The organism is Caenispirillum bisanense (assembly GCF_039523075.1).
GTDB lineage: Bacteria > Pseudomonadota > Alphaproteobacteria > Rhodospirillales > Rhodospirillaceae > Caenispirillum > Caenispirillum bisanense.
The window spans coordinates 12,444-29,386 of record NZ_BAAAEP010000036.1 but is presented as its reverse complement, the minus strand read 5'-3'; the positions used below and the strand labels follow the sequence as shown (position 1 = coordinate 29,386).

Below are 16,943 nucleotides of genomic sequence, written 5' to 3'. Positions count from 1 at the left end.
ATAGGTCAACCAGTTTTCCCAAGCGTATATGCGTTACTTCAGATCGACGCCGTAGAAGTCGTGCTTGCCGAACGGCGAGATCTTGTAGCCGGTGACCTCTTCACGCATGGGCATGAACACCACCGAGTGCGCCACCGTGGTCCACGGCTTCTGGTCGGCGAAGCGGACCTGGGCCTGCTTGTAGAGTTCGGTGCGCTTGTCGGGGTCGGTCGCGCTCTTGGCTTCCTTCACCAGCTTGTCGAACTCCTCGTCGCACCAGCGGGCGCGGTTGGCGGAGCCGACGGCGTCGCACGACAGCAGGGTGTAGAGGAAGTTGTCCGGGTCGCCGTTGTCGCCGGTCCAGCCCAGCAGCAGGGTCTGGTGCTCGCCGTCCTTGGACCGCTTCAGGTACTCGCCCCACTCGAACGAGACGATCTCGGCCTGCACGCCGATCTTGGCCCAGTCGGACTGGATCATTTCGGCCATGCGGCGGGCGTTGGGGTTGTACGGGCGCTGCACCGGCATGGCCCAGATGTTGGTCTTCAGGCCGGCGTGACCGGCTTCGGCCAGCAGGGCCTTGGCGGCCTCGGGGTCGAACTTGCGGTCTTCCAGCTCGTCGTTGTAGCTCCACAGGGTCGGCGGCAGCGGGTTCTTGGCGGCCGTGCCGGCGCCCTGGAATACCGCCTCGATGATGGCGTCCTTGTTGATCGCCATGTCGAGCGCGCGACGCACGCGGGCGTCGGTGAACGGCTCCTTCTCGGTGTTGTAGGCGAGGTAGCCGACGTTCAGGCCTTCCTGGCTTTCCAGCTTGATGCCCGCTTCGGACCGCATCTGCTCGATGTCGGCCGGGTTGGGGTAGGGCATGACGTGGCACTCGCCGGCCTTCAGCTTGGCATAGCGGACGCTGGCGTCGGGGGTGATGGAGAACACCAGCTGGTCAAGCGGCGCCTTGCCGGCCCAGTAGTCGGGGAAGGCGCGGTAGCGGATCTGCGCGTCCTTCTGATAGGTGACGAACTGGAACGGGCCGGTGCCGACCGGGTTGGTGTCGACCAGTTCCGGGGTGCCGGCTTCCTGCATCTTCTGGGCGTATTCGGCGGAGAAGATGGAGGCGAAGTCCATGCCCAGGTTGGCGATCATCGGCGCTTCGGCGCGGGTCAGGTGGAAGCGGACGGTGTGCTCGTCCACCTTTTCCATCCGCTCGATGAGGGACGCCATGTCCATCGAGTTGAAGTACTCGTAGGAGCCGCCGCCGATCTTGTGGAACGGGTGCTCGGCGTTCATCTGGCGCTCGAAGCTCCAGATCACGTCATCGGCGTTGAGGTCGCGGCTCGGGGTGAATTCCTTGGAGGTGTGGAACTTCACGCCCTGGCGCAGGAAGAAGGTGTAGGTCTTGCCGTCCTCGGAGATCTCCCAGCGCTCGGCCAGGCCCGGCTCGATCTCGGTGGTGCCCTTCTTGAAGCGCACCAGGCGGTCGTACATGGGCACCGAGGTGGCATCGAAGGTGGTGCCGGCGGTGTAGAACACCGGGTTCAGACCTTCGGGGCTGCCCTCGGAGCAGTACACCAGCGTCTTGGCCTGCGCGGCGCCGGCCATGATCGCGGTCGCGACGCCGGCGGCAAGGGCGAGTTTCAGAGCGTTCATACGTCGTCCTCGATATGAGTGTCGTGAAGCACGGTGCGGACCCACCGCGTGTCCCTGTCTTTTGTTGGTTGACCCCGGGACGAGGATTTCTGCCTCCCCCAGCGCAGAGCCCGCTCGTACACGTCAACGAAGGCATCAGCCTAGCGCGTAACACGAGTGAGGCAAAGGCCCCAAAGGGGTAATTTTCTTTTGAAACTTTACCGCAACCGCCTCTGTTTATTGCTTTTTTCGCACCGCACACGGCGTCCTCGCGATCATTCCGGGAACATGCTGCGGTGCGTCGGGGGCGGCGGCGGGCGGTCGGCGGCACACTTGTGCCACCGACCCCGCGACGAAAGCGAAAACGTTTGCGCAACCGGCCCCGAAAACTGCGGCCAAGCGCGCGAGTCGGCCACTCCTACTGCAGGTCGACGCCGTGGAAGACGTGGGTGTTGAAGGGCGACGGCAGGTATCCCTTCACCTCCTTGCGCACCACGTCGAACAGCTTGGCGTGCACCATGGGCGCCCACGGCATCTGGTCGCGGGCGCGCTGCAGCGCCTGGCGGTAGAGGGCGGCGCGGGCTTCCGGGTCGGTTTCGGCCTTGGCTTCGGTGACCAGGGCGTCGAAGTCCTGGTCGCACCAGCGGGCGCGGTTGGCGGCGCCGACGCTGTCGCACGACAGCAGCACGGCCAGGAAGTTGTCGGGGTCGCCGTTGTCGCCGTTCCAGCCCAGCAGCAGGGTCTGGTGCTCGCCGTCCTTGGACCGCTTCAGGTACTCGCCCCATTCATAGGTGCGGATTTCGGCGCGCACGCCGATCTTCGCCCAGTCGGCCTGGATCATCTCTGCCTGGCGGCGCGAGTTGGGGTTGATGTGGCTCTGGATCGGCACCGCCCAGACGTCGGTGGCGAAACCCTGCGGGTGGCCGGCTTCCGCAAGCAGCGCCTTGGCGCCTTCGGGGTCGTAGGGCACGTCCTCAATGCTGTCGTCATAGCCGAGCAGCATGGGCGGCATGGGGTTCTTCGCCTTCATGGCCTGGTTGAGGTAGACCGCCTCGATGATGGCGTCCTTGTTGATGGCCATGGCGAGCGCCCGCCGCACCCGCGGATCGGTCAGCGGTTCCTTCTCGGTGTTGAAGGCGAGGTAGCCGACGTTCAGGCCCGGCGCCTCCATCACCTCCAGGTCCGGGTGGTCCTGCATCAGCGGCAGGTCGGCCGGGTTGGGGTAGGGCATGATGTGGCACTCGCCGGCCCGCACCTTGGCGAAGCGCACGCTGGCGTCGGGGGTGATGGCGAACACCAGCCGGTCGATGGCCGCCTTGCCGTCCCAGTAGTCCGGGTGGGCGGTGTAGCGGATGGACGAGTCCTTCTGGTAGTTGACCAGCTGGAAGGGGCCGGTGCCGACCGGGCGGTCGTCCACCTCCTCGGGGGTGCCGGCCTCCATCATCGCGGCGGCGTATTCGGCCGACAGGATGGAGGCCCAGTCCATGGCCAGGTTGGCGAGCATGGCGGCATCGGGCCGGGTCAGGTGGAAGCGCACGGTGCGGTCGTCCACCGCCTCCACCCGCTCGATCAGCGCCCCCATGCTCATGGCGTCGAAGTATTCGTAGCCGCCGCCGATCTGGTGGTAGGGGTGCTGCGGGCTCATCTGCCGCTCGAAGCTCCACACCACGTCCTCGGCGGTGAGCGGCCGGGTGGGGGTGAAGGCGTCGGTGGTGTGGAAGGCGACGTCCGGCCGCAGGTGGAAGGTATAGGTGCGGCCGTCGTCGGAAATCTCCCACCGCTCGGCCAGGCCCGGCACGATGTCGGTCGTGCCGCGGGCGAACTCCACCAGCCGGTTGTAGACCTGGCGCGAACTGGCATCCAGCGTGGTGCCGGCGGTGTAATGCTGCGGGTTGAAGCCCTCCGGGCTCGCCTCGGAGCAGTAGACGAGGGTCTTCGCCTGCGCCGCGCCGACCGAACACGCGACGGACAGGGCGGCGACGGCCGCCAGTGTCTTCAGGGTCATGGTCACCTGCCAGTGGTTGAAGGACCGCGTCCCGTCCCCGCCGACGGCGGGAAACGGGACCGGCGCAGTCTACAACCGTCGCGGCATCTACTGCTCAGCAATAACGACGTAGCGGGTACGTTTTCCTGTCAGTAAACCACCGCCCGCCCTCAGGCCCGCATGCGGGCGAGGAAGTCCTGCACGTCCTGCTGCAGGCGCTCGGCCTCGCTGCTCAGGCGGCCGGAGGCGTCGCGCACCTCGCGGGCGTCGGTGCCGGTGGCCTCGGCGGCGGCGTTGACGGCGGCGAGGCGATCCTCCACCGCGTCGGTATGGCCGACGGCGCGGCGCAACGACTCCAGGATGGCGGTGACGGCCAGGCTCTGGCGCTCCACCTGGGCGAGGATGGTGGCGGTCATGCGGTCGGTGCGGACGATGGTCTCGACGATGTGGCCGATGGCGCCGGCGGCCTCGCTGGTGGCGCCCTGCACCGCCTGGATCTGGGCGGCGATCTCGCCGGTGGCGAGGCTGGTCTGGTGGGCGAGGCCCTTGACCTCGTTGGCGACCACGGCGAAGCCCTTGCCGGCCGCTCCGGCGCGGGCCGCCTCGATGGTGGCGTTCAGCGCCAGCATGTTGGTCTGGGCGGCGATGCCGTCGATCAGCGCCACCACCTGACCGATGCGCTCCGCCGCGCCGGTCAGGCCCTGGACGATGGTGGTGGTGCGCTCGGCTTCCTCGGCGGCGGCGCGGACGATGCGGCTGGTCTCGTCCACCTCGCCGCTGATGTCGGCGATGGCGGCGGCGAGCCCCTGGGTCGCCTGTTCGACGGCGGTGATGGAGGCATGGGTGGCGGCCGCCAGGTCGGTCATGGCGCCGCCATGGCCGCGGGTGACCTGCACCGCCTCCACCATGCCCTCGGCCATGCCGCGCATCTGGGCGGCGTGCGCGGCGACCGAGGCGGCGACCGCCTGCACGGTGTCTTCCAGGGCGTGCGACAAGGCGCGCATCTCCTCGGCGCGGGCCTCGCGGGCGCGGCGGTCGCGGGCGTCTTCCTCGGCCTTCAGGCGGGCGGCTTCCATGGCGGTGTGCTTGAACACCTCGATCTCGCGCGCCATCTCGCCGATCTCGTCGCGCAGGCCGATGCCGGGCACGCTGACGCCGTGGTCCCCCTCCGCCAGCCGCTTCATGGCCTGCTGGATGCCGCGCAGCGGGCGCACGATGCTGATGCCGGTGACCGTGCCGACGCCGACGAACACCGCCACGCCAAGGCCGGCGGCGGCAAGGATGGTGGTCAGCATGCGGTCCTGCGCCGCCCGCTGCTCTGCCCGCGCGGCGGCGGCGGTGGCGGCGCCGGCAGCGGCCAGTCGGTCGAACAGCGGCGCCGTGGCGGCGACATCGTCCTCCAGCGCCGCCGCCGCCGCGTCCAGCTCCAGCCGGGTGGCGGCGTAGGCTTCCAGGGTGCGGCGGTAGGTGGTCAGCAGGGCGGTGAAGGATTGCCGCGTCGCCGCATCCATGGGCGCCGCCAGCAGGGCGAAATCGAACTCGTTGAAGGGCTTGCGGTGGCGGTCGATGAGGCCGGCGTCGGGGGCGACCATGAAGTCCAGCTCGAACCGGCGCATGGACAGCAGCAGCACCTTCAGCTTCTCCACCGCTTCCACGCTCGGCCATTCGGCGAGGCCGCTTTCCACCGCCTGCACGGCGGTGCGCAACTCTCCGGTCAGGCCCTCGTCGCGGCTGAGGCCGAGGCTGCGGCGCATGGCCTCGACGGCGGCGAAGCGGTCCGCCACCGTCGCCAGGGTGGCGCCCAGGCCCTCGCCGGCCCCCGCGGCGCCGCCGCCTGCCGCCGTCAGGGCGGCAAGCTGGTCCGTGAGGGCGGCGAGGGTGGCGCGGGTGCGGTCGGCGGCGGCGGCATCGCCGTCGGCCAGGAAGGCGCGCTGGTCCTGGCGCACCCGCTCCAGCCCGAGCGCCACCGCCTGGGTGGCCTCGGTCACCCGCTCGGTGCGGGCGAGGCGGTCGGCGGCGGCGGCGATCTGGCGCTGGCCGTGCCACGAGGCCGCCGCCATGGCCGCCATCACGGCGACGGCGGCGACCACCAGCACCACGATGCGGCTGCGGATGGAGATGCGGGACAAGGCGCCGCTGAGGCGCCGGCGGGGGAGGTTGGGGGACATTCTCTACCACCGGGTCGGGGGAACGATCTGGCGGTGGTGTTAAGACCAAGATCGCAAGCCGGCCAATGAAGAGACTATGACAATGGGGGTATTCCACCTCTTCCGCCGCGAATGGAAAAAGGTATATCGATACTTTGACTATGGTTTATTGCCGGTCTGCTTGGGCGCCTTTTCGATCCCGCGCCTGCCGCTGCGGCGGATGCTTCAGGTGGCGCACGTCGAAGCGGGCGGGATGCAGGGCGGCGGCGACGTCGGCATCCACCGGACGCGGCGTGCCGGCGATGTTGGCCGCCACCACCTCCGCCGCCAGCGGTGCCGTCTGGAAGCCGCGCGAGCCGAGGGCGCCCAGCACGTACAGCCCCTCGTGCAGCGGCGCCGGCGGGTAAAGGTCGGCGCGGCGGCCGTGGTGGAGGTCGGCGAAGGCCGCCAGGAACGCCGGCCGGTCATGCACCGGCCCCGCCAGCGGCAGGTGGTCGGGGATGGTGCAGCGCAGGCCGGCGCGGCCGCCCAGGGGCTCCGCCGCCAGCCGTGCCGCCGCCTCCGGCAGCGCCTCGCGCAGCAGGGCGAGGGTGCGGTCATGATCGGCCGCCCGCACCGGCCGCCAGTCCTCCGGCCGGTGGCGCCAGCGGTCGTAGGTGGCGCCGAGGGCGTGGATGAGGCGGCCGTCCTCGTCGGCGAAGGGGGCGGTGAGGTAGCCGCCGAAGCTGACCGCCCGCCGCGGCCCCGCCGCCGAGGCCGGCAGGAAGGTGATCTGCCCGCGGCTGCGGCCGAGCGGCCAGTCCGCCTGCGGCCACAGGTCGGGCAAGGCGGCGCCGAGGGCCAGCACCACCGCCGCCGCCTCCATCACCGCGCCGCCGTCGGGGTCGCGCAGCAGCCAGCCGCCAGCGGTGCGCTCCAGGCCGGCGACGCGGGTATGCAGGCGCACCGGCGTCCCTTCCGCCAGCGCCGGGCAGAGGGCTTGCGGGTGGAGGCAGCCGGCCCGCCCGAACCACAGGCCGCCGCGCGGGGTCGGGCAGCCGGACAGGCGTTCCGCCTCGGCGGCATCCACCAGTCGCAGGTCGTCCTCGGGCCAGCCGAGGGCGGCCACCAGCTTTTCCTGCTCCGTCCGTTCCGCCTCGTCGCGGGCGGCGGCCAGCACGCCGCGACCGTCGCGCCACACCGGGGCGTCCAGGCTGTCGTAGAGCCGCAGCGCATGCAGCCAGGCGAGGGCGTGGAAGCGGCCGTAGGGGTGGCCGTCGGGCGTCAGGCGCGGCTTCATCAGGGCGGAGGGATTGCCGGAGCCGTCGCGGGCCAGCACCGGCCCGGCCCCCACCACCACCGCCGCGCGCCCCGCCCGCCGCAGGGCCGCCGCCAGCGACGCCCCGGCGATGCCGCCGCCGAGGATGGCCACCGGCCCGTCGGCGGCGGGGGCGCCGCGCCGGAACCAGGGCGTCGGATCGGCGGCCGAGGGCGGATGCTCCAGCCGGCCGTGCAGGCATTCGCGCTTGATGCCGAAGCCGGGGCGCTTTTCCAGGGCGAAGCCGGCCGCCGTCAGGTCGCGGCGCACCTGCCCGGCGGCGGTGAAGGTGGCGAGGCGGGCGCCGGGCGCCGACAGGCGGGCGACCTCGGCAAACACCGCCGGCGTCCACATGTCGGGGTTGCGGCTGGGGGCGAAGCCGTCGAGATACCACCCGTCCACCCGCGCCGAGGCGCCGCGCATGGCCGCCTCCACCGGGCCGATCAGCAGGTGCAGGCGGACGCGGCCGCCATCGAGGTCGAGCAGGTGGTGTCCGGGATGCGGCAGCGGCCACACCGCCAGCAGCGCCGCCGCCTCCGCCGCCAGGGCGGGGAAGGCGGCCAGCGCGCGGCCGAGGTCGTCGCGGCTGAGCGGAAAACCCTCCACCGCCAGATAGTGCAGCCGGGCGGAGCGCGCCGCCGTCTGCCGCCAGGCCTGCCACGTCAGCAGGAAGTTGAGGCCGGTGCCGAAGCCGGTCTCCCCCAGCACCGTCAGCGGCCGGTCGCGCCACAGGTCGGGGGCGCCGATGCCGTCGAGGAAGACGTAGCGGCTTTCCGCCGCGCCGTCGTCCGGCGAGAAATAGATGTCGCCGAACCGCGCCGACTGCGGCGTCCGCCCGTCGCGCCAGACGATCTGTTCCGCCACCGCCGTCCGCTCCCTGTCCGTTCGGGGCGGTTATAGCGGCGGCGGCGGGCGGCCTCAACCGTTGCCGGCGAGGCAGTCGGTCAGGCTGGTCGCCAGGGCGCGCAGCAGCTGCGGGTACATGGCCGGCCCCGGCGGGATGTCGGTGCCGAGCGGGTCCAGCACGCCGGCGCGGGCGCTGGTGCCCTCGGTGATGGTGGTCACCAGGCGCGGCTCGAACTGCGGTTCGGCGAAGACGCAGGTGGCGTTCAGCTCCCCGACCTTGGCGCGCAGCTCCGACACCCGCTTGGCCCCGACCGGGCGGCCGGGCTCGACGGTGATGGAGCCGGCCGGGGTGAGGCCGAAGCGGTGCTCGAAGTAGTGATAGGCGTCGTGGAAGACGATGTAGGGCTTGCCGGCCGCCGCCGCGGTGGCGCCCTTCAGCTCCTGCTCCAGGCCGGCCAGCTCGGCGGCGAGGCGTTCCGCATTGGCGCGGTAGGTGTCGGCGTTGGCGGCATCGGCCTCGGCCAGCACGGCGGCGATGGTGCGGGCCATGGCAGCGCCGTTGCGCGGGTCGAGCCAGATGTGGCCGTCCACCTCCGCCGGCAGGGCGGCGGCATCGGCGCTCAGCGCGGTCAGCGGGGCGACGTGCTCGTGGTCGTGGTGGTCGTCGTCAGCGGCGGCGGCGTGGGCGTGGTCGTGGTCATGATCGTGGGCGGCCGGCTTGGCCGCCGGGGCGTGATCGTGCCCGTGGTCGTGGTCATGATCGTGGTCATGCTCATCCCAGGCGCCACCGGTACGGGTGGGCAGCAGCAGCAGGTCGGGGGCGCTCGCCAGCGCCACCACCCGCGCCTTGCCGCCCAGCGACTGCACCGGCTTGACGAAGAAGCCTTCCAGCGGCGCGCCGATCCAGAACACCACCTGCGCCTGGTCGATGGCGCGGGCATCGGACGGCTTCAGGGCATAATCGTGCGGGCTGGCGCCGGGCGGCAGCAGCATCTGCGGCTCGCCCACGCCCGCCATGACGGCGGCGGTGAGGGAATGTACCGGCTTGATGGTGGTCACCACCCGCGGCGCTTCGGCCAGGGCGGCGGCAGGGGCGGACAGGGCGGCAGCGAGCGCGGCAGTGACGAAGAGGGATGCGCGCGGCGATGGCATGGCTTAGGCTCCGTGTCAGGCTTCTCTTGTCGTGCCGTTACCGTACATTATATCATTTCTACCGCAAGCCCCCAGTGAGCCCGTCCCCCGATGCGTGCCGTCGCCACCGCCGCCTTTCCCGCCCCGGACCATGACCACGCCGCCTGTGTCGACCAGGCGCTGGCGGTGGCGGAGGAGGTGTGCCGGGCCCGCGGCGCCCGCCTGACGGCGGTGCGGCGGCGGGTGCTGGAACTGCTGCTGGCGGAGGGGCACCGGGCGGTGGGCGCCTATCACCTGCTCGACCGCCTCAACGATGGCGCCAGCGGGCGCAAGGCGGCGCCGCCGGTGGTCTACCGGGCGCTGGAGTTCCTGGTCGAGCAGGGGCTCGCCCACCGCATCGCCAGCCTGAATGCCTTCGTCGGCTGCGCCCGGCCGCAGGACGACCACCGCGCCCAGTTCCTCATCTGCCGCCGCTGCGGCACGGTGGCGGAGATCGCCGGCGAGCGGCTGTCGCACGATCTGGCCGAGGCGGCGGAGCGTGCCGGCTTCACCATGCTGACCGCGGTGGTCGAGGCCGAGGGCCTGTGCCCGCGCTGCCGCGACCTGCCGCCCGAAGAAGAGTCCGAATGACCGCATTCCTCGTCGAGGCGCGGGGCGTGTCGCTGGCGCGGCACGGCACCGCCATCCTGTCGTCGGTCGACTTTCACGTCGCGCCGGGCGAGATCGTCACCATCGTCGGCCCCAACGGCGCCGGCAAGACCACCCTGGTGCGGGTGCTGATGGGGGTGATGGCGCCCGACAGCGGCAGCGTCGTCCGCCGGCCGGGCCTCACTGTCGGCTACCTGCCGCAGAAGCTGCACGTCGACCCGGTGCTGCCGCTGACGGTGCGGCGGCTGGTGACGCTCACCCGCGCCGCCGGTCGCGCCGAGGTGGAGGCGGCGCTGGCCGAGGTGGGCGCCACCGCCCTGGCCGACAAGGCGGTCAGCGGCCTGTCCGGCGGCGAGATGCAGCGGGCGCTGCTGGCCCGTGCGCTGTTGCGCCGCCCCGACCTGCTGGTGCTGGACGAGCCGACCCAGGGCGTCGACCAGACCGGCCAGGCGGAGTTCTACGAGCTGCTGCGCACCATCCGCGACCGTCGCGGCTGCGGCATCGTGCTCATCAGCCATGACCTGCATGTGGTGATGGCCGCCACCGACCGGGTGGTCTGCCTGCAGCACCATGTCTGCTGCGCCGGCGCCCCGCGTCAGGTGGCCGGCAACCCGGAATACCGCCGGCTGTTCGGCGCGGCGGCGGCGGAGCTGGCCATCTACAGCCATCGTCACGACCACGACCACGACCTGCACGGCAATCCGCTGCCCTGCGGCCATGACCACGGGCCGGGGCACCACGATCACCATCCCCATCACCATCACCACCCCTCCGCCGCCCCGGCGGCGGGGGAGGGGCAGCCATGATGGTGATGGAGGATTTCATCCTGCGGGCGCTGCTGGCCGGCCTGGGGGTGGCGGTGGTGGCGGGGCCGCTCGGCTGTTTCGTGGTGTGGCGGCGCATGGCCTATTTCGGCGACACCATGGCCCATGCCTCGCTGACCGGCATCGCCCTCGGGCTGCTGCTCGGGGTGGTGCCGGTGGCGGGGATCATCGCCGTCGGGGTGGTGCTGGTGGCCTTCCTAACCATCCTCGGCCAGCGCGGGCGGCATGCCTCCGACACCCTGCTCGGCATCTTCAGCCACGGGGCGCTGTCGGTGGGCGTGATCCTGCTGGCGACTATGGAGTCGGTGCGGGTGGACCTGATGGCCTACCTGTTCGGCGACATCCTGGCGGTGATGCCGGCCGATCTGGCCTGGATCTGGGGCGGTGGCCTGCTGGCCCTGGCGGTGCTGGTATGGCTGTGGCGGCCGCTCCTGGCCACCACCGTGTCGCCCGAGGTGGCGCGTGCCGAAGGGGTGCCGGTGACGCTGGTGCAGGCGGCCTTCATGCTGCTGATCGCGCTGGTGGTGGCGGTGGCCATGAAGATCATCGGCGTGCTGCTGATCACCGCCATGCTGATCATCCCGGCGGCCACCGCCCGCCGCTTCGCCGCCTCGCCGGAGGGCATGGCAGCCATCGCCGCCGGCCTGGGGTCGGTGGCGGTGGTGCTGGGGCTGGTGGCGAGCGCCGAGTGGGACACTCCCGCCGGCCCGTCGGTGGTGGCGGCGGCGGCGGCGCTGTTCATCGTCAGTCCGCTGGCGGCGGTGCTGCTGGGCCGGGGGCGCGGCTGAGCGGCGCCGCCCCCGATCCGGCAGGGCGTATCGTCAGCGGCTCTGCAGCTGGCTTTCGCGCACCACCCGTTCCTGGCCGCTGTCGGGGCTCTTGATGCGGTACTGGTACTCGTCGCCGGTGGCCGGCAGCAGGCGGGTCACCTCGAACACCCCGGCGCCCTTCTGATGATCGTAGGGGCCGGGCGTGTAGACCAGGTTCTGGCCGATCTGGAACTTGTGGGCGTGCATGGGAAGCCTTTCTGAAGGGAGGGCCCGCGGCCATACCTCTCGACCGCCGGAACGCAAACGGGGCGGCCGAAGCCGCCCCGTTACGAGTTCGATCCGCGCAGGCGGGGATCGTTCAGACGGCGCGCAGGTTCTCGGCGGCGGTCTTGCCCTTGCGCGGGTCGCGCACGGCTTCGAACGTCACCTTCTGGCCTTCGGTCAGGTGGCCGATGCCCGAGCGCTCCACGGCGGAGATGTGCACGAACACGTCGGCCGAGCCGTCTTCCGGCTGGATGAAGCCGAAGCCCTTGGTGGTGTTGAAGAACTTCACGGTTCCGGTAATCATTGGTCAGTCTCCTGAAGAGAATTTTTGCCGACGAGAGTGTCGGCCGCATCAAATCACGTCAGGAAAACAACCAGCGCCGGAAGCGCCGAGAATTTAGCCGTCAGCAAGTTCGATGGGCGTAATATGGACCCATCTTCAGTTTTATTCAAGCTGTGATCGAGGAAATATTTCCCCGTACCTCAAAAGACGTGAAATGGGAGGGTGTTTGCGGCGGTCAGGATGCGGTTCCGGTGCTTTCCCGCAGGGTGGCCGTCTGCTGTTCGCCGCTGGCGGCGGCCTCGCTCAGACGCACTTCCGCCGTCACCGGCAGGTGGTCGGAGGCTTCGCGGGCGGTGGGGGTGTGGTGGACGCCGGCGCGCAGCACCTCCAGGTTCTGGCTGGTGATGATGCGGTCGAGGCCGAACAGCGGCCGGCGGGCGGGGAAGCTCGGCCCCGGCGCCGCGACGCACAGCTTCTGCGCAAACACCCGCAGGCAGCCGCCGCGGCTGCTCCACTCGTTCAGGTCGCCCATGACCACGGTCGGCAGCTGGCGCTGGTCGGCGGCCAGGGCCTCCAGGATGGCTTCCGCCTGGCGGCGGCGGTAGCGGCCGACCAGCCCGAGGTGAGCCGCCACCACCCGCAGCGGCTCCGCCTCGCCGACGTCGAGGTCGATCATCAGGGCGCCGCGCGGCTCCAGCGCCGGCAGGGTGAGGCGGCGCCCGGCCAGCGGCGTGATGGCGCCGCGCACCAGAATGGCGTTGCCGTGCCAGCCACTGGACAGCGGCCGCACCGCATGGCGCACCAGCCGGTAGCCGGTTTCGTGCTCCAGCTGCTCGGCCTCGAAGGTGGTGGCGCGGGCGCCGAAGCGGCGGTCCACTTCCTGCAGGGCGACGATGTCGGCGTCCAGCTCCGCCAGCACCGCGAAGATGCGGTCCGGCCGCCGCTGCCCGTCGGAGCCGACGCTCTTGTGAATGTTGTAGGAGGCCACCTTGATGGTCACGCCTGGCCGCTCCGTGTCCTTGCCGCCTGTCCTGCCAATGCAACGCCTGAACGGCGGCGGACGCGGCGACGACGGTTGCGGCGCGCGTCCGTCACGGCGGCCGCCGCGTTGCAGAAGGAGACCCGCCGCCGGCCGGCCGGTCCCGATCCCGGTATGCGGGCGGGGCGACGTCGCGTCAAGGTCTTCCTGCGCCGTCCGGGGATGACGCCGGCGGCCCCGCGCCCCACATCGGAAGGAACAGGAACAGGCACGGAAGTGTGATGGAATACAATCTCCTGCCCACCGCGAACCTGGACGCGGTGCCGGCCGACGACCTCCACCTGTGCAGCGGCCCGGCCGATGCCCTCGACCGTCTGGTGCGGCTGTACGATGCCCAAATCACCGCCCTGCGCGAGGATTTCGCCCTCTATGCCGCCGGCCGCCTGGACGGGCCGGCGCGGCGGGTGGTCTACCCCTACCTCTGCGCCCGCATCGAGCCGGGAGCCCTGCTGCCGAAGACCAACCTGGCCTTCGGCACGGTGTCGTCGCCCGGCCTGCACGGCACCACGGTCAGCAATCCCGGCCTGTTCGCCGACTACCTGATCGAACAGCTGACGCTGCTGCAGGAAAACCATTCCGCCGCCCTCTATGTCGGGCTGTCGCGGTCGCCCATCCCGCTCACCTTCGGCCTCGACCGCGAGGCGGCGGCCGGCATGACCCCCGACCAGCGGCTGGCCCTGCGCCATGCCTTCTCGCTGCCCGACCTGGCCGGCACCAACGACGACATCGCCGACGGCCGCCACGTCCACCTGCCGGGCGAAGTGATGCCGCTGTCGCTGTTCCCGGCGGAGCGGGTGGATTACTCGCTGCACCGCCTGCGCCATTACACGGCGACGGCGCCGGAGCATTTCCAGCACTTCGTCCTGTTCACCAACTACCAGCGCTATGTGGACGAGTTCATCGAGTTCGGCCTGCGCGGCGTGGCCGACGGCACCTACGACGCCCTGGTGGAGCCGGGCGACCGCATCACCCGCCGCGGCGACCGGCGCGACGGCCCGCCGGCCACCAAGCCGCCACAGATGCCCGCCTATCACCTGCTGCGGCAGGGGCGCAGCGGCATCACCCTGGTGAACATCGGCGTCGGCCCCTCCAACGCCAAGACGGTCACCGATCATCTGGCGGTGCTGCGGTCGCACGTCTGGCTGATGGTCGGCCACTGCGGCGGCCTGCGCGGCAGCCAGCGGCTGGGGGATTACGTGCTCGCCCATGCCTACCTGCGCGACGATCATGTGCTCGACCAGATCCTGCCGACGGAAATCCCGCTGCCCACCATCGCCGAGGTGCAATTGTCTCTCGCCGGGGCGGTGGCGGAGGTGACGGGCCTGCGCGGCAAGCAGCTGAAGGAACGCTTCCGCACCGGCACCGTGGTCACCACCGACGACCGCAACTGGGAACTGCGCATCGACCGGCTGGCGCAGCGGTTCAACCAGTCGCGGGCCATCGCCATCGACATGGAATCGGCCACCATCGCCGCCAACGGCTATCGTTTCCGGGTGCCCTACGGCACGCTGCTGTGCGTCTCCGACCGGCCGCTGCACGGCGAGATCAAGCTGCCCGGCATGGCCGATGCGTTCTACGAGCGCAGCGTCGGCCAGCACCTGCAGATCGGCATCCGCGCCCTGGAGATGCTGCGCCACGAGGCCCGCGCCGGCACCCTGCATTCCCGCAAGCTGCGCAGCTTCGACGAGCCCGCATTCCGCTGAACGGCAGCGGCGGCCCCGCCGGAGCAGGGCCGCCGCCGTCCATCCTGTCGCGGATCGGACCGTCAGTTGGTGACGACGGCGCCCACCGGGCCGAGGCGCAGGAACAGCGTTTCGCCGGTGGCGTCGTCGACGCCGTCGTTGTCGGTCACCGCCACCATCTGGCCGTCGACGGTCACCGCGAAGCCTTCCGGCTTGTCGGCGGTCCAGCCGTTGCCGGCGGTCAGGTGCGGCAGCAGGTCGAGCATGCGGGTCTTCTTCACCACCGGCAGCGGCTGACCGGCCTCGGCCGGGGTGATGCCGTCGAGCGAGATGCGGTAGACCGCCTTCAGCGCCGCCTTGGGGCCGCCCTGGTTGTCACGCTCCAGCACCGCGAAGTCGTTGCCGCCCAGGTGGGTGATTTCCGACAGGCCGACCCAGGCACCGGCGGCCGGCTTCTCCAGCGGGTAGTGGACGAAGGTCCAGTGGTCCTTGGCCGGCGTGTAGATCGCCAGCTTGACCATGCCCTTGGGGTCGTCCTTCCACTCGCGCTGCACGGCGACGATAACCTTCACCGTGTCGCCGTCCTTGTATTCGGCGACGCCTTCGAAGCCGAAGCGGGTGGCGGCCGCCGCGATGCTCTCCGGCAGCGGGATTTCCTTGGCGACGGTGCCGTCGGCGTCGACCCACAGCAGCAGGTTCGCCATCTCCTTCTCGGGGTTGCCCTCGCTCACCACCCAGAAGCCGCCGCGGCTGTTGTGGGCGATGCCTTCCAGGTCATAGGACTTCTGCTTGCCGCCCTTCAGGTCGACGTAGGAGACGATGCGGGCCGGCGCGCCGGAGGCGTCGATGGTGAAGATGCGGGCGGTGTCGTAGAAGCTGTCGCTGACCGAGTGGAAGCGGTTGGCATCGGTGCGGTCCGCCACCAGGCCGGACTGGGCGCCCCAGCCGATGGGCGCGCCGGTGGCCGGGTCGGTCTGCGACACCAGGGTCGGGTAGGACGGCAGGGCGGCGCCGCGCTGGTAGATGCCGACGGTGGCGCGCACGCCGTCTTCGGCCGAGTCGGCCTCCGTCGCCACCACGAACAGGTCGCGCTGCGGGATGGCCAGCAGCCCTTCCGGGCCGACGCCGGTGGGCAGGAACTGCACGAACTCCGGCGTGCTGGCGGCGCCCTTGTCCTTGTAGACGGCGACGAAATTGCCGCGTTCGGAGTTCACGAACAGCAGCGGCGCGCCGCCGTAAACCCCGAAGGCGACGCCTTCCGGCTCCACGCCCTTCTTGCTGGCGCGCTTGGCCGGGTAATGGCCGTGGGCCATGCCCAGGTGTTCCATGTCGGCGCCGCTGTCGTGCAGCACGTGGCCCTTGGCATTCCACACGGTGAAGCCGCGCGAGCCGCCCTTCCAGTCGCCTTCGTTGGCGGTGACGAAGCGGTTGTCGTCGATCCACACCACCGCGTCGGGCTCGCGCGGCACGTCGCTCAGGCTGCCGGTGCCGTCGACGCGCTTCTTCTTGTCGGTCGGGATGCCGCTCAGGCTCACCGTGCCGGCCGGGAAGTGGGTGACGATGGCGCCGGTGGTCAGGTCGACGAGGACGATGTGGTTGTTTTCCTGCAGCGTCACCACCGCGACGTTGCGGCTGTTGACCGACACGAACTCCGGCTCCGGGTCTTCCGGCGCGATGGCGGCCAGGCCGGTCATGGCGACGGTGCGGGCGGCGGCGCAGTTGGCCGGCATGCCGTCGGTGCCGAGGTCGAGGATGCTCAGGTGGCCGGGCGGCAGCTGCGGCAGGGCGCCGTCGTTCAGCTTCTCGTCCCGCTCGTTCTCCACCGCCACGGCGAGGTAACGGCCGTCGGGGCTGGCGGCGACGGCATCGGGCTGGCCGCCGACGTCGCAGCGGGCGACAATGCGGCGGGTGGCGATGTCGACCACGGCCACATGGCCGGAGGGCTGCGTGAAGCTGCGGCTGGTGTTGACCGCCGCCAGGGCATAGCCGCCCACCACCGTCACCGAGGTCGGCTCGCCGCCGAGGGCGGTGCGGCCGAGGCCCTTCGGCGCCGCCGGATCGGCGATGTCGATGAACACCAGCGCCTCGCCGGGGCTGTCGGTGTGGACCAGCGTCATGCCGTCCTTGGTGGCGGTGACGATCTCGGCCACCGTCTCGGTCGCCGGGTCGACGCCCTTCGCCAGGGTGGTGTAGACGGGCAGGGTGGCGACGCGGGAGAAATAGCTGTCGCCGGCGAAGGCACCGGCGGCGCTGCCGGCCAGCACGCCGATCGCCAGCGGGGCGATCATCAGGCGGCGGAAAAGGGTCATGGAAGCAGGCTCCACTGCTGGGTCAAACCGCAAGCTGCGGGCCCGGACCGTCAGCGCGAACATCCGCCGCCGTCCTGCACCGCTGCGTGTCGCAGGGTAGCCATGGCCGGCGTCAGCGGG

The 16,943-nt window shown here is 71.1% G+C and carries 13 protein-coding genes; 4 read left to right on the top strand and 9 right to left on the bottom strand.

Annotation, left to right across the window (positions count from 1 at the left end):
• Window positions 1-33 precede the first annotated feature (33 nt).
• The 5 genes from ABD056_RS15510 to ABD056_RS15490 form a co-directional block, all read right to left on the bottom strand.
• Entirely contained in the window at window positions 34-1,620 is a 1,587-nt protein-coding gene (locus ABD056_RS15510) for an ABC transporter substrate-binding protein (RefSeq protein ID WP_343868056.1), read from the bottom strand.
• Window positions 1,621-2,017: 397 nt separating this feature from the next.
• Window positions 2,018-3,604, bottom strand: a complete 1,587-nt coding sequence (locus ABD056_RS15505; RefSeq protein WP_343868054.1) for an ABC transporter substrate-binding protein — start codon at window positions 3,602-3,604, stop codon at window positions 2,018-2,020.
• Window positions 3,605-3,753: 149 nt separating this feature from the next.
• Window positions 3,754-5,751: a methyl-accepting chemotaxis protein gene (locus ABD056_RS15500; RefSeq protein ID WP_343868053.1), complete on the bottom strand. Its 1,998-nt coding sequence runs from the start codon at window positions 5,749-5,751 to the stop codon at window positions 3,754-3,756.
• 145 nt (window positions 5,752-5,896) lie between these two features.
• Entirely contained in the window at window positions 5,897-7,891 is a 1,995-nt protein-coding gene (gene mnmC / locus ABD056_RS15495) for a bifunctional tRNA (5-methylaminomethyl-2-thiouridine)(34)-methyltransferase MnmC2/FAD-dependent 5-carboxymethylaminomethyl-2-thiouridine(34) oxidoreductase MnmC1 (protein ID WP_343868051.1), read from the bottom strand.
• 54 nt (window positions 7,892-7,945) lie between these two features.
• A complete protein-coding gene (locus ABD056_RS15490) occupies window positions 7,946-9,025 on the bottom strand; it encodes a zinc ABC transporter substrate-binding protein (protein WP_343868049.1) in 1,080 nt (359 codons plus the stop codon).
• A 90-nt stretch (window positions 9,026-9,115) separates the two neighbouring features.
• Here ABD056_RS15490 and ABD056_RS15485 point away from each other — a divergent pair, with 90 nt between their 5' ends.
• Genes ABD056_RS15485 through znuB form a run of 3 tightly spaced genes read left to right on the top strand, consistent with a single transcriptional unit; the run spans window position 9,116 to window position 11,264 of the window.
• Window positions 9,116-9,634, top strand: a complete 519-nt coding sequence (locus ABD056_RS15485) for a transcriptional repressor (protein WP_343868048.1) — start codon at window positions 9,116-9,118, stop codon at window positions 9,632-9,634.
• Entirely contained in the window at window positions 9,631-10,458 is an 828-nt protein-coding gene (locus ABD056_RS15480; RefSeq protein ID WP_343868047.1) for an ATP-binding cassette domain-containing protein, read from the top strand. The genes ABD056_RS15485 and ABD056_RS15480 overlap by 4 nt, the downstream gene beginning before the upstream one ends.
• Window positions 10,459-10,463: 5 nt before the next feature.
• Window positions 10,464-11,264: a zinc ABC transporter permease subunit ZnuB gene (znuB, locus tag ABD056_RS15475; protein WP_343868088.1), complete on the top strand. Its 801-nt coding sequence runs from the start codon at window positions 10,464-10,466 to the stop codon at window positions 11,262-11,264.
• Window positions 11,265-11,297: 33 nt separating this feature from the next.
• On the opposite strand, the gene ABD056_RS15470 is transcribed toward znuB, so the two are convergent.
• From ABD056_RS15470 to ABD056_RS15460, 3 genes are all read right to left on the bottom strand, one after another.
• Complete coding sequence (locus ABD056_RS15470) at window positions 11,298-11,492, bottom strand: hypothetical protein (protein WP_343868045.1); 195 nt, start codon at window positions 11,490-11,492, stop codon at window positions 11,298-11,300.
• Window positions 11,493-11,604: 112 nt separating this feature from the next.
• Entirely contained in the window at window positions 11,605-11,814 is a 210-nt protein-coding gene (locus ABD056_RS15465; protein ID WP_343868043.1) for a cold-shock protein, read from the bottom strand.
• A gap of 214 nt (window positions 11,815-12,028) precedes the next feature.
• A complete protein-coding gene (locus tag ABD056_RS15460) occupies window positions 12,029-12,793 on the bottom strand; it encodes an endonuclease/exonuclease/phosphatase family protein (protein WP_343868041.1) in 765 nt (254 codons plus the stop codon).
• Window positions 12,794-13,053: 260 nt separating this feature from the next.
• Here ABD056_RS15460 and ABD056_RS15455 point away from each other — a divergent pair, with 260 nt between their 5' ends.
• Window positions 13,054-14,535 carry an AMP nucleosidase gene (locus ABD056_RS15455; protein WP_343868039.1) on the top strand — a complete coding sequence of 494 codons (1,482 nt, stop codon included), beginning with the start codon at window positions 13,054-13,056 and terminating at the stop codon, window positions 14,533-14,535.
• Between the two features lie 62 nt (window positions 14,536-14,597).
• Here ABD056_RS15455 and ABD056_RS15450 read toward each other — a convergent pair whose 3' ends face one another.
• Complete coding sequence (locus ABD056_RS15450) at window positions 14,598-16,823, bottom strand: esterase-like activity of phytase family protein (protein ID WP_343868037.1); 2,226 nt, start codon at window positions 16,821-16,823, stop codon at window positions 14,598-14,600.
• Window positions 16,824-16,943 lie beyond the last annotated feature (120 nt).